Source organism: Roseicyclus marinus (genome assembly GCF_036322625.1).
Taxonomy (GTDB): domain Bacteria; phylum Pseudomonadota; class Alphaproteobacteria; order Rhodobacterales; family Rhodobacteraceae; genus Roseicyclus; species Roseicyclus marinus_A.
The window spans coordinates 408,989-421,564 of record NZ_AP027266.1; the positions used below are offsets into that span (position 1 = coordinate 408,989).

Genomic DNA, 12,576 nt, shown 5'->3' on the forward strand with positions numbered 1-12,576 from the left:
ATGAGCATGCCCCCCAGACGGGTCGGCGTCGATATCGGCGGCACCTTTACCGATGTCGCGCTCGATACCGGGCGGGGTCTGGTCACCGGCAAGGTGCTGACCGATTACGCCCAGCCCGAGCGCGCGATCCTGTCCGCGATCCTGTCGGCCGCCCACCAGGCAGGCATCGACCCGGGCGAGATTACGCAGGTGATCCACGGCACCACGCTGGTCACCAATGCGCTGATCGAACGGCGGGGCGCGCGGATGGCCTTTGTCACCACAGAAGGGTTCCGCGACGTGATCGAGATGCGGTCCGAGAACCGCTTCGAGCAATATGACCTGAACCTGACGCTGCCCGCGCCCCTGGTGCCGCGCAAGGATCGCTTCACGCTGTCCGAACGCATCGGGCCCAAGGGCGAGGTTCTGTTGCCCCTCGACAGGACCGAGGCGCGCGCCTTGGCCGCGCGGATCCTGGCCGAAGGCTACGAGGCGGTCGCCATTGGCCTGATCCATGCCTATGCCAACGATGCCCATGAAAAGATGATGCAAGAGGCGCTGGCCGAGGTCGCGCCGGGGCTCTCGGTGTCGATCTCGTCCGTCATCTCGCCGCAATTGCGGGAATTGCCCCGGTTCAACACGGTCATCGCCAATGCCTATGTGCAGCCGCAGGTCTCGGCCTACCTCGGGCGGCTGGTGGAGCAGCTGCGCGCGGCGGGCATCGGCGCGCCTGTCTTCCTGATGCATTCGGGGGGCGGCTTGATCTCGGTCGAGACGGCGGCCGAACAGCCGGTGCGTTTGCTGGAATCGGGGCCTGCGGGGGGCGCGATCTTTGCGGCCGGATATGCGCGGGCGCATGGGATCGACCGGGTCCTGAGTTTCGACATGGGCGGCACCACGGCCAAGATCTGCCTTGTGGAACAGGCGACGCCCAAGACGGCGAATTCCTTCGAGATCGCCCGCACCTATCGGTTCAAGAAAGGCTCGGGGATGATCGTGTCCACCCCGGTGGTCGAGATGGTCGAGATCGGGGCAGGCGGCGGGTCCATCGCCACGGTCGATGCGATGGGTCGGATACAGGTCGGCCCAAGGTCTGCCGGGTCCGAACCCGGCCCCGCCTGCTACCAGCGCGGCGGGTCCGAGCCCACGGTGACCGATGCCAACCTGATCCTCGGGCGGCTCGATCCGGAAGCTTTCGCGGGCGGCGCGATCCCGCTGTCGGCCAAGCTGGCCCAAGGGGCGATGGCGGACGTGGCTGACCGGCAGGCGATGGATGTGCAGGACGCGGCCTTTGGCGTGACCGAGATGGTGGACGAGAACATGGCCAATGCGGCCCGCGTCCATGCGGTGGAAAACGGGCGCGACATCGAAGCCTTTACCATGGTCGCCTTTGGCGGGGGCGCGCCGCTGCATGCCTGCCGTTTGTGCGAGAAACTGGGGCTCAAGGCGCTATTGATCCCGCCCGGTGCCGGGGTCGGATCGGCCATCGGCTTCCTGCGCGCGCCGATCAGTTTCGAGGCGACGCGCGGGCTGTTCCAGCCGCTCGACGGGTTCGATGCCGACCTGGTCAATGCGACGCTTGCCGCGATGGAGGGTGAGGCCCGCGCCTTTGTCGAGGCGGGGGCGGCAGGGGCGGAAACCGTGACGCGGCTGACCGCGTTCATGCGCTACCGGGGGCAGGGTTGGGAAATTCCCGTGCCGCTGGCGCAGGATCGGTTCGGGCAAGGCGATGTGCCGGGGCTGATCGCGGCCTTCGAGGAGGCCTATCGCGGCCTGTTCGGTCGGATCATCGACGGGCTGATGCCCGAGATCACCAATTGGTCGCTGACGGTCGCCACGCGCGCGCCAGATCCGGCGCCGGTCGCGCGTCTCATCGACGGCAGGCCCGCCGCAGGGCGTCGGCCCCGCCGTTTCTTTGACGCGCGGCTGAGGCAGGAGGTCGAGGCCACGGAAATCGCGCGCGCCGACATGATCCCCGGCGCGACGGTCGAGGGCCCCGCGATCATCATCGAGGACGAGACTTCGACCATCGTCACCTCGGCCTTTCGGGCCATCGGGCAGGCGGATGGGTGCCTTTTGCTGATCCGCAAGGAGGAGGCGGCATGACGCCTGACAGCATCGATTTCCAGATCATGTGGAACCGCCTGATCGCGGTGGTCGAGGAACAGGCAACGACACTGATCCGCACCGCCTTTTCCACCTCGGTCAGGGAGGCGGGCGATCTGTCGGCGGGATTGTTCGACCGGCAGGGGCGGATGATGGCACAGGCCGTCACCGGCACGCCGGGCCATGTGAATGCCATGGCCGAAAGCGTCGGCCATTTCATCGCGGGCATCGGGGTGGAGAATATCTTTGACGGCGATGTCTACCTGACCAATGACCCGTGGATGGGCACGGGTCATCTGCATGACATCACGGTGGTCACGCCGGTGTTCCGGCGCGGGTGCCTGGTCGGCTTTTTCGCCTCCACCGCCCATGTGGTCGATATCGGCGGGCGCGGTTTCGGCCCCGATGGGCGCGAGGTCTACGAGGAGGGGCTGCTGATCCCGATCTCGAAATTCGCGGAACGGGGCGTGGTCAACGACATGCTGATCCGCATCGTGCGCGCCAATGTCCGCACGCCCGATCAGACGGTCGGCGATCTCCATTCGCTGGCGGCCTGCAACGCGGCGGGGGACCGGCGGCTGCAGGCGATGCTCGACGAATTCGGCATCGACGATCTGGACGGATTGTCCGAGTTCATCCTGACCGCAAGTCGGCGGGCGACCGAGGCGGCGATCGCGCGCGTTCCGGCCGGAACCTATCGCAACGCGATGACAGTCGACGGGTTCGAGGCCCCGATCGAGATGGCCGTGACGCTGGAGGCGCAGGGCGACCACCTGACGGCGGATTTCACCGGCACAAGCGGGATGAGCAGTTTCGGCGTGAACGTGCCCGAGGTCTATACCCGCGCCTATGCCTGCTACGCGCTGAAATGCGCCATCGCGCCCGAAGTGCCGAACAATGCGGGCAGTCTTGCGCCCTTTGTCATTTCCGCGCCGGAAGGGTCGATCCTTGCCGCACGCCGTCCCGCGCCCGTGTCGGTGCGCCATGTTCTGGGCCACCTGGTGCCCGATGTGGTGCTGGGCGCGTTGCATCTGGCGATGCCGGGAACCGTGCCCGCCGAAGGCGCCTCGGCCTTGTGGAACATCCAGATCTCGGCGCGGCCCGTCGACCCGGACAGCGGCTTGCCGCCTGCGGAAATCCTGATGTTCAACTCGGGCGGGACGGGGGCGCGGCCCACATTGGACGGGCTGTCGGCGACGGCCTTTCCATCGGGCGTGTCCACGATGAGCGTGGAGGCGACTGAACATGTCGGGCCGATCATCGTCTGGCGCAAGGATCTGCGGCCCAATTCCGGTGGCGCGGGGGCGCGGCGCGGCGGACTGGGCCAGGTGATCGAGATCGGCGCGCGCGAGGGCTATGCGCTTTGGTTCAACGCCATGTTCGACCGGGTGGATCATCCCGCGCGGGGCCGCGAGGGCGGGCTGCCGGGTGCGCCCGGTCGGGTCGAGCTTGCCGATGGCACGCCGCTGCGGTCCAAGGGGCGGCAGGCCATTCCGGCGGGGGCACGTCTGCGCCTGTCCCTGCCGGGTGGGGGTGGTTACGGCGATCCGGCGGGGCGGGACCGCCGGGCCGTCGCGGAAGATCTGGACGCCGGGCTGATCGATGCCGCGAGTGCCGCGCGCAATTACGGCACCGACCCGTCCGATCCGTGAGCGGGATCGCGCGAATCATCCGGGGCCATGCCCGTTCCAAGACCGGGAGAGCCCCGGCGGCGCGGTCCGAGGCCGGAATTTCCGCCCCAAGCCCGCGACCCGAGGCATGAAACCGCCCCATTTCCCGTGGCTTGGCTGTATTCATCCAAAAAGAATGTGCCTATAGTGGCGACCAAATGCCTGCGCTGTCACCTGGGAGGGACGCCACGATGATACGCTCCGAGCTGATCCAGAAGCTGTCGGACGAAAACCCGCATCTCTACCAACGTGACGTCGAAAGGATCGTGAACGCGATCTTCGAAGAGATCATCGAGGCGATGGCCAGCGGCAACCGGGTGGAGTTGCGCGGCTTCGGGGCGTTTTCGGTCAAGCAGCGCGATGCCCGCACCGGCCGCAACCCGCGCACGGGCGAAAGCGTCGCGGTCGAGGAAAAGCACGTGCCTTTCTTCAAGGCCGGCAAGCTGCTACGCGATCGGTTGAACGGCGACGCGTGACCGACCCCGAGGAAAGCTCGACATGATCATTCTGCGATACCTGAAATACCTCTTTCTCGTCACCGTCGCGCTGGCGCTTGTGCTGATGGCGATGGCCAACCGCGAGAGCGTGACGCTGGAGGTGATCCCGCCGGATCTGGCGGGCTGGTTCGGGATCCAGTACGCGGTCGAGCTGCCCTTGTTCCTTGTCGTGCTGGGGTCGGTGACCATCGGCGTTCTGGTCGGGTTCGTGTGGGAGTGGCTGCGCGAACACCGCTACCGGGTCGAGGCCAAGACCCACAAGCAGACCGCCCGCGCGCTCGAGCGCGAGGTGACGACGCTGAAGGGCCCCGCGCAGGGCAGCCAGGACGAGATCCTCGCCCTTGTCGATGGCCGGTCCGGTTCGGCCCGCTGATCCGATGCAGACAGCCGTCAAGTTCTGCGGCCTGACCCGGCCGCAGGATATCCATGCAGCAGCGGAGGCCGGGGCACGCTATGTGGGCTTCGTGTTTTTCCCGAAATCGCCGCGTCATGTGACGCAGGAGGCTGCGCGCGCCCTTGCGCTCGAGGTGCCGCCGGGCATTGCCAAGGTCGCCTTGACCGTCGATGCCGATGACGCGGCCCTCGATGCGCTGATCGCAGAGGTGCCGCTCGACATGCTGCAGCTTCATGGTCACGAAAGCCCCGAGCGTGTCGCCCATGTGCGCGCCCGCTACGGTCTGCCGGTGATGAAGGCGCTGGGGATCGCCACGGCCCGCGATCTGGACCAGATCGATGCCTATTCGGAGGTCGCCGACCAGCTCCTGATCGATGCCAAGCCGCCCGAGGGGGCGGATCTGCCCGGCGGCAACGGCCTGTCTTTCGACTGGCGGCTGTTGGCGGGGCGGAAATACTGGACCAGGCCGTGGATGCTGGCCGGTGGGCTGACGCCGGACAACGTGGCCGAAGCCGTGCGCCTGACCGGGGCACGGCAGGTCGATGTCTCATCCGGTGTGGAAAGCGCGCCGGGGATCAAGGATGCCGGGCGGATGGCGGAATTTGCAAGGGCATTGGCCACGGGGTGAGGCGGCGTTAACCCTTCGTTCACCTTGGGCGGGCAGCCTGTCGGCATGAGCATGTTGCCCGAACATCTGACCCCCGAGGTCTGGCTGGAACAGGTCCTGTCCTCGGCCGAGGCGCGCAGTGGCGGCGTGGTCAAGCGACAGATCCGCGATATCGAGCGGCTTGTGGGGCGCGATGCCTTTCTGGCGGAGGCCGAGCGGCGCGGGTTCCAGGTGGTGCAGAACAACCGGCATTTCGTGATCTTCTGCAACCTGATGCCGATCCGCCGGGTCCGGGCGGTGGACGGGCGTTCGAACGCCCGTCCGTGAAGCCCGCTTTCGCGGGCTTTCCCGCGATTTCGAAATCGCGGGAGCAAGGCGTTTCGAAACGCCTTGCCCTTGCCCCCCCGGACAGGCCGCGCTACGCCTCGGAGCGACCCAAGGGAGACAGGCCCATGCCCGAAGATATCCTGAACAGCTTCATGACCGGTCCGGACGAAAAGGGCCGGTTCGGCGATTTCGGCGGGCGTTTCGTCTCCGAAACCCTGATGCCGCTCATCCTCGAGCTCGAGGCGCAATACGAACATGCCAAGACCGACCAGAGCTTCTGGGACGAGATGGATTATCTCTGGAAGCATTATGTCGGCCGCCCCAGCCCGCTCTATTTCGCCGAGCGTCTGACCGAGCGTCTGGGCGGGGCCAAGATCTACTTCAAGCGCGACGAGCTGAACCACACCGGCGCGCACAAGATCAACAACGTGCTGGGCCAGATCATCCTTGCCCGCCGCATGGGCAAGACGCGCATCATCGCCGAAACGGGGGCTGGCCAGCACGGGGTCGCGACCGCCACGGTCTGCGCCAAGTTCGGGCTGAAATGCGTGGTCTACATGGGCGCGCATGACGTGCAGCGCCAGGCGCCCAACGTGTTCCGGATGAAGCTTCTGGGGGCCGAGGTCGTTCCCGTCACCTCCGGGCGCGGCACGCTCAAGGATGCGATGAACGACGCGCTGCGCGATTGGGTCACTAATGTGCGCGACACCTTCTATTGCATCGGGACGGTGGCGGGCCCGCATCCCTATCCGGCGATGGTGCGCGATTTCCAGTCGATTATCGGCAAGGAAACCCGTGACCAGATGATGGAGGCCGAAGGCCGCCTGCCCGATACGATCATCGCGGCCATCGGCGGCGGGTCGAATGCGATGGGCCTGTTCTACCCCTTCCTCGACGACAAGGAGGTCGCGATCATCGGCGTCGAAGCCGGTGGCAAGGGCGTGAACGAAAAGATGGAGCATTGCGCCAGCCTGACCGGCGGTCGGCCCGGCGTGCTGCATGGCAACCGCACCTACCTGTTGCAGGACGAGGATGGTCAGATCCTCGAGGGGCATTCGATTTCGGCCGGTCTCGACTATCCCGGCATCGGCCCGGAACATGCGTGGCTGCATGATATCGGCCGGGCGCAATATGTCTCGATCACGGATACCGAGGCGCTGGAGGCGTTCCAGCTGTCCTGCGAGACCGAGGGAATCATCCCCGCGCTGGAGCCGAGCCACGCATTGGCCCATGTCGCCAAGATCGCGCCCGACCTGCCGCGCGACCACCTGATCGTGATGAACATGTGCGGCCGGGGCGACAAGGACATCTTTACCGTCGCCCGTGCGCTGGGTTGGGACATGACGGGGGCCTGAACCGTCCACCGGCCTCTATCACTTCGGTTTATGCCGGTGGATCGTGGGTTTACGGCCCCCAAGATAAACCCCTAACCAATGGTCTCAGGCGGCCTGTCACGCTCCTGTGGCTGGGACGGTCGGCACCTCATGCCGGCCGCGCAGCCTCAAAGGAGACCTGACATGATGAAACGCCTTTTCCTGACCACGAGCGCCGCCGGCCTCGTCCTCGGCGGTGCCGCATGGGCCCAAAGCCAGAACGTCGTCGACGTTGACGCTCTCGTGACCGAATACCAGACCCGGGGGGCCACCTACGTCGAGGTCTACCAAGGCCCGACGCAGATCAAGGTGGAAGCCACGCAGGGCAACCAGACGCTCGAAGTCGTCTACGATGCCGCCACGGGCGCGATCCTGTATACCGAGCTTGACCCTGCGGATGCCGAGGACATGCGGCGCTCGGGCGTCGAATTCAACCGCGAGGATCGCGACTTCACGCTCGATGACGATGAAGACGATGATGACGATAGCTACGACGATGATGACGATGGCTACGATGACGACGATGATGATGATGATGACGATTCCGATGATCGGGGCGGCGACGACGATGACGGCGACGACGACAGCGGCAGCGATGATGACGGTGACGACGACTGACCGTCCCGCCGCTTTGGCGATTTGACTTCAACACGCCCGTCGGCTTCGTTCGGCGGGCGATACAGCGAGGGGTTCCCGATCCAAATGCTCACACGCCGCCGCCTTTTGCTGTCAGGTATTGCCGCTTTTGCGGCAAGCCCGGCCCTGGCCCAGGCAGACCGTGTCGCGCGCAGCGTCGTGCGGCAGCTGGAGCGGCAGGGGTTCACCGTGGTCGAGGTGCGGGAAACCTTTCTCGGCCGGGTGCGGATCATGGCCCGCAGGGGCGATCTGAGCCGGGAACTGGTCATCGACCCGAGGAACGGCGCCATCTTGCGCGATTTCGTCGACCGTGGATCGGGTGGATCGAACATTCCCGATATCGGGGATTATGACGACGACGTTGACGACGACGTTGACGACGATGACGACGATGATGATGGCGACGACGATGATGGCGGCGATGACGACGATGGTGACGATGGCGGCGGGGACGATGACGGCGACGATGACTGACGGGCGGCCTGTGCGGGCCGCGGCATGCTGAACCGTCCCGGACTTTTCGGGGCGCTCCTGGTGCTGCAGGTGGTCTGCGCGGTCTTTTTCGTGTCGGACATCCTGTTGTCGTTGCTGCGCATCCCGGTCGATCCGGTGCCTTGGCGCTACCGCGAGCTGATGGAGGTCGGGGCCGCCATCGGTCTTGTCCTGGGGATCACGGTGGCGGCGCTGATGCTGCGCGCATCCCGTCAGCGCACGCGCGCGGCGGAACGGGCGTTGCGCGCGGCCTCGGGGGCTTTCATGGATCTTGTGGAAGAGCGTTTCGAGGAATGGGGCCTGACGCCCGCCGAACGCGATGTGGCGCTGTTCGCACTCAAGGGGTTGTCGATCGCCGAGATCGCCAGCCTGCGCCAGACCAGCGAAGGCACGGTCAAGGCGCAGACCAATGCCATCTACAGAAAGGCCGGTGTCAGCGGCCGCCCCCAGTTGTTGAGCCTGTTCGTCGAGGATCTGATGGGCCAGGCAGTCCCGGTGGCTGCGGCCTGAGGTGTCATTCCGTCAGGTCGAGTGCGTGGTCGCGCAGAACCTCCAGCGGCACGATGTCGAGCGCGCGGGCATGGGTCGCGCCGAGCCTGACCTGCGGGGCCGCGCCATCCTCGTGGGCCTGCAGGAACCGGCCCGCGCACAGGCACCAGTGATCGCCCGGTTTCAGGCCGGGAAAACCGTATTCCGGTCGCGGCGTCGACAGGTCGTTGCCGACATATTTCGAGAAGGCGAGGAATTCCGCCGTCATCACCGCGCAGACCGTGTGGCTGCCCCGATCCTCGGCGCAGGTGTCGCAAGCCCCGTTGCGGAAAAAGCCTGTCATCGGGTCGCGGGAACAGGCCTGCAAGGGCCCGCCCAACACGTTCACGGAAGCGTCCATCCTGATCGGCATCTGGCGGTCCTTTCCTATGGTCCTGCTGATGCAAGCTAGCCATTCATGGCGCGCGGGCAAGCTTTGACCCTGCGCGCGTCACAGGCTTTCGGCGATCAGGCGGAACATGGCGATGTTGGCGTCATCCACGCCATCTTCGCGAAAGCCACGGTCCGCGCCATGCGTCGCGATCACCACGCCGCGCGGCTGGTCGATGTAGAGATACTGGCCATAGATGCCGCGCGCCATGAACTGGCCCGGGCCCGCACCGACCGGCACCCACCATTGGTAGCCGTAGCCAATGGCCCCCGGTTCGGTCGGGGCCGAAGGTGCGGTCGATTCCGCGACCCAACCCTCGGGCAGGATGCGGTTGCCCTGCCAGACACCGTCTTGCGCGATCATCTGGGCAAAGCGGGCGTAATCACGGGTGGTCATGTTCAGCCCGCCAAGGACAAAGGCCACGCCCTCGCCGTCGGTCAGGTAATAGGGCTCCGCCTCCAGCCCCAGGGGCGCGATGATGCGTTCGGACAGGAGCGACGGGATACCCCGGCCCGTCGCGCCCCGGATCACCATGCCGATCACATGGGTATCCATCGACACGTATTGCCAGGCGCTGCCGGGATCACGCGCCCGTGCCGTCAGCCCGGCGGTGAAGCCGTCGAGCGTGCCGCCAAGCGCGATCTCGCGGCCCATGCGGTTGATGTCGGACTCGTAATCCAGGTAATCCTCGTCGAAGTCCACGCCCGAGGCCATCTGCAGCACGTTGCGGATGCTGGCCCCGTCATAGGCCGAGCCGATCAGCCCCGGCGCATAGCGCGTCACGGGCGCGTCCAGATCGGGGATGGTGCCATCGGCCACGAGCGTCCCCAGAAGCGCCGAGAGATAGCTTTTCGCCACCGACCACGAGATCCGGCGATCGTCGGCCCCTGTTCCGAGATGGTAGCTTTCGTGACGGATTTCCCCGTCCTTGAGCACGATCAACGCCGTGACCGACCGGTCGGTGATCCAGGCCTCCACCTCGGGTGGCAGGTCGGCGACGGGCCCTTGGGGCAGGGGGCTGACCGGCCCATCGCCGCGCGGCACCGGCACGTTGAGAAAGGCGCGGTTCATGGTGCTGAAATTGGCGACGATCCTGTCGGCCTCGAACAGGGTGTTCACGGCCATGAGGCGGGCGATCTCCTCGCGCTTCCAAAGGCCTGCGGCCAAGGCGAGAACGGCCAGAACCACCAGTGCCCGCAAGGTTGTCCTGAAAATCCGGCGCATGTGTTTCCCCGTTTGTTACACAGGAAACCACGCGGTCGCGCCAGCCCGCAAGCCGGGTCAGAGTTGACCTAGCGGAACTTGTCCAGAAGCCGCTGCATCGGGCTTCGGTCATCGGGGGCGGGTGCCTTATCGGCGCTTTTGGGCGCCTCTTCGGCCTTGGTCTTGCTGGTCGAGGAGCGCGGCGGCGCGGTGCGCAGCGCCACGGCATTCAGGAACCGCGCGCTGTCGCCCCTGGCCAGATCGGCCGCGCCGTCCGAAAGGCCGCGCAGCAGGTCATCGAGCCAATCCTGTTCCGCCTTGGCGAAATCCGACAGGACATAGGATGCGACCCGATCCTTGTGACCGGGATGACCGATGCCCAGCCGGACCCGGTGATAGGCATCGCCCAGGTGCTGGTGGAGCGACCGCAGGCCGTTGTGCCCCGCATGTCCCCCGCCCGTCTTGACCCTGCACTTGCCCGGCGCAAGGTCGAGCTCGTCGTGGAACACCGTCACATCCGCCGCCGTCAGCTTGTAGAAGCGGACCGCCTCGCCCACCGATTGGCCGGAGAGGTTCATGAAGGTTTCGGGCTTGAGCAGCAGGACCTTTTGCCCACCGAGGCTGCCCTCGGACAAGCTGCCCTGGAATTTTCCGCGCCAGGGGCCGAAACCGTGGTCGGATGCGATCCGGTCCAGCGCCATCCAGCCGATGTTGTGCCGGTTTCCCGCGTATTTCGCGCCGGGATTGCCCAATCCGACCCAAAGCTGCATCGCATCCCCTTTCCGGCCGCCTTTGGCGATCCCTGCCGGGTAGATGCCAGCCGGAGCCGGCTTTGCCAAGCCGCAAGCCCCGCAGGGTCGCGCACCCGGCCCTGAAAATGCCATGGTCATCGGTGAGCGATGCACCCATGATGCGCCCCGTATCTTGCCGCAGCCATGGACAGCGTCACCCGTGCACGAGTTTACCCTGAACGGCATTTCCCTTGGCCTTCCTGCCGGGCTTGCCACGCCGGAAATCCTTGGAAAACTGGCCGATGGCACATACGAGGCCGACGAGGCGCGATCGGCCGAGCGCTGCGTGCGCGAGGGGATGCGCGTGCTCGAACTGGGGGCGGGGATCGGCTATGTCACGGCGCTTTGCGCGCGTCGGGCCGGGCCGGAAAACGTGCTGTCGGTCGAGGCGAACCCTGCGCTTTTGCCGGTGATCGAGGACAATCTGGCGCGCAATGGTCTGCCCGGGGTCACGCTGATCCACGGGGCTGTGACCGGGCCTGTCGCGCCGGATGCGATGGCCGATTTCGCGGTCTCGACGGGCTATACGGGGTCCAGTCTGGATGGAAAGGGGAAAGCGGTGAAGGTGCCGCTCGTGTCGGTCCATGATCTGATCTGGGCGCATAAACCCCATGTCGTCCTCATGGATGTCGAAGGGGCCGAGGCCGAGATGTTCAACCGGCCCTGGAAATGCCCGCTCCGGTTTTGCGTGATGGAATTGCACCCCAGGAAATACCACCCGCGCACCATCAAGAAGATCGTGGATTTCATGTCTGCCATGGATCTGACCTATGACCCCGTCACCTCGCGCGGGAAGATCCTCGGGTTCCGCAAGGTCTGGGGCGCGGGGGAAGATCCCGATGCGCTGATGGGCGATGCGCCGGCGGGACCGGAGGAGTGAAACGCAAAACGCCGCCCCGGGGGGCGGCGTTTCGGTGTCGTGCCTGAAGCTTGTGGGCGATCAGCCCTCTTCGGCCTCATCGGCTTCGGCATTGTCGGCGCTCACGAGGCCGGACGGTGCCGAGACGTTGGCGATCACGAAATCACGGTCGATCGTGGGCTTCACGCCTTCGGGCAGGGCCACGTCCGAGATGTGGATCACGTCGCCGATGGCGCGGCCTTCGAGGTCGACGGTGATGTGATCGGGGATGTCACCCGCGGTCACGACCAGTTCGACTTCGGGGCGGACCACGGTCAGAACGCCGCCGCGCTTGAGGCCGGGCGATTTTTCCTGGTTCACGAATTCGACCGGGATGAACAGGGCCACGCGCGAGGTGCGGCGCAGGCGCATCAGGTCCACGTGGGTCGGCATGTCCTTGACCACGTCGCGCTGAACGCCGCGGCAGATCACGCGGACATCGTCATGCCCTTCGACCTTGAGGTTGAACAGGGTGGACATGAACCGCCCCTGCTTGAGCCGCTTGAGCAGCACGTTGAAGGGGATCTGGATCGCCAAAGGATCCACGCCGCCACCATAGACGACCCCGGGCACCTTGCCTTCACGGCGAGCTTGACGGGCGGCCCCCTTGCCTGTCCCCGTCCGTGCCTCGGCGATAAGATCTGGAATCTCACCAGCCATTGCTATTCTCCATATCCGAAGGGG

Annotated in this window: 15 protein-coding genes; 11 read left to right on the forward strand and 4 right to left on the reverse strand. The window is 66.0% G+C overall.

Annotation, left to right across the window (positions count from 1 at the left end; all coding sequences use genetic code 11):
* The 10 genes from AABA51_RS01950 to AABA51_RS01995 all read left to right on the forward strand — a co-directional run bounded on the left by AABA51_RS01950 (window position 1) and on the right by AABA51_RS01995 (window position 8,591).
* Complete coding sequence (locus AABA51_RS01950; protein WP_338273884.1) at window positions 1-2,085, forward strand: hydantoinase/oxoprolinase family protein; 2,085 nt, start codon at window positions 1-3, stop codon at window positions 2,083-2,085.
* Window positions 2,082-3,737, forward strand: coding sequence for a hydantoinase B/oxoprolinase family protein (locus AABA51_RS01955; RefSeq protein ID WP_338273886.1), 1,656 nt, complete (start codon window positions 2,082-2,084; stop codon window positions 3,735-3,737). Before AABA51_RS01950 ends, AABA51_RS01955 begins: the two co-directional genes overlap by 4 nt.
* Window positions 3,738-3,946: 209 nt before the next feature.
* Window positions 3,947-4,231, forward strand: coding sequence for an integration host factor subunit beta (gene ihfB, locus AABA51_RS01960; protein WP_277824541.1), 285 nt, complete (start codon window positions 3,947-3,949; stop codon window positions 4,229-4,231).
* A gap of 22 nt (window positions 4,232-4,253) precedes the next feature.
* Window positions 4,254-4,625, forward strand: coding sequence for a LapA family protein (locus tag AABA51_RS01965; RefSeq protein ID WP_338273890.1), 372 nt, complete (start codon window positions 4,254-4,256; stop codon window positions 4,623-4,625).
* Between the two features lie 4 nt (window positions 4,626-4,629).
* A complete protein-coding gene (locus AABA51_RS01970; RefSeq protein ID WP_338273892.1) occupies window positions 4,630-5,274 on the forward strand; it encodes a phosphoribosylanthranilate isomerase in 645 nt (214 codons plus the stop codon).
* A gap of 45 nt (window positions 5,275-5,319) precedes the next feature.
* Complete coding sequence (locus AABA51_RS01975; protein WP_338273895.1) at window positions 5,320-5,580, forward strand: N-(5'-phosphoribosyl)anthranilate isomerase; 261 nt, start codon at window positions 5,320-5,322, stop codon at window positions 5,578-5,580.
* A 125-nt stretch (window positions 5,581-5,705) separates the two neighbouring features.
* The gene (trpB, locus tag AABA51_RS01980) at window positions 5,706-6,935 is read left to right on the forward strand and encodes a tryptophan synthase subunit beta (protein ID WP_338273897.1); all 1,230 of its coding nucleotides are present in this window, start codon (window positions 5,706-5,708) and stop codon (window positions 6,933-6,935) included.
* Window positions 6,936-7,097: 162 nt separating this feature from the next.
* Entirely contained in the window at window positions 7,098-7,571 is a 474-nt protein-coding gene (locus tag AABA51_RS01985) for a PepSY domain-containing protein (protein ID WP_338273899.1), read from the forward strand.
* 84 nt (window positions 7,572-7,655) lie between these two features.
* Window positions 7,656-8,063 carry a hypothetical protein gene (locus tag AABA51_RS01990; protein ID WP_338273900.1) on the forward strand — a complete coding sequence of 136 codons (408 nt, stop codon included), beginning with the start codon at window positions 7,656-7,658 and terminating at the stop codon, window positions 8,061-8,063.
* A gap of 24 nt (window positions 8,064-8,087) precedes the next feature.
* Window positions 8,088-8,591, forward strand: a complete 504-nt coding sequence (locus AABA51_RS01995) for a helix-turn-helix transcriptional regulator (protein ID WP_338273902.1) — start codon at window positions 8,088-8,090, stop codon at window positions 8,589-8,591.
* 4 nt (window positions 8,592-8,595) lie between these two features.
* On the opposite strand, the gene AABA51_RS02000 is transcribed toward AABA51_RS01995, so the two are convergent.
* The 3 genes from AABA51_RS02000 to pth form a co-directional block, all read right to left on the reverse strand.
* Window positions 8,596-8,982 carry a DUF2237 family protein gene (locus AABA51_RS02000; RefSeq protein WP_338273904.1) on the reverse strand — a complete coding sequence of 129 codons (387 nt, stop codon included), beginning with the start codon at window positions 8,980-8,982 and terminating at the stop codon, window positions 8,596-8,598.
* A 78-nt stretch (window positions 8,983-9,060) separates the two neighbouring features.
* The gene (locus AABA51_RS02005) at window positions 9,061-10,224 is read right to left on the reverse strand and encodes a serine hydrolase (RefSeq protein WP_338273906.1); all 1,164 of its coding nucleotides are present in this window, start codon (window positions 10,222-10,224) and stop codon (window positions 9,061-9,063) included.
* A gap of 68 nt (window positions 10,225-10,292) precedes the next feature.
* Window positions 10,293-10,973, reverse strand: a complete 681-nt coding sequence (gene pth, locus AABA51_RS02010; RefSeq protein ID WP_338273908.1) for an aminoacyl-tRNA hydrolase — start codon at window positions 10,971-10,973, stop codon at window positions 10,293-10,295.
* 181 nt (window positions 10,974-11,154) lie between these two features.
* Here pth and AABA51_RS02015 point away from each other — a divergent pair, with 181 nt between their 5' ends.
* Window positions 11,155-11,874 (forward strand): FkbM family methyltransferase, encoded by a 720-nt coding sequence (locus tag AABA51_RS02015; RefSeq protein WP_338273910.1) that lies wholly within the window; start codon window positions 11,155-11,157, stop codon window positions 11,872-11,874.
* Window positions 11,875-11,934: 60 nt separating this feature from the next.
* Here AABA51_RS02015 and AABA51_RS02020 read toward each other — a convergent pair whose 3' ends face one another.
* On the reverse strand, window positions 11,935-12,552 hold the full coding sequence (locus AABA51_RS02020; protein WP_338273912.1) for a 50S ribosomal protein L25/general stress protein Ctc: 618 nt from the start codon (window positions 12,550-12,552) through the stop codon (window positions 11,935-11,937).
* Window positions 12,553-12,576 lie beyond the last annotated feature (24 nt).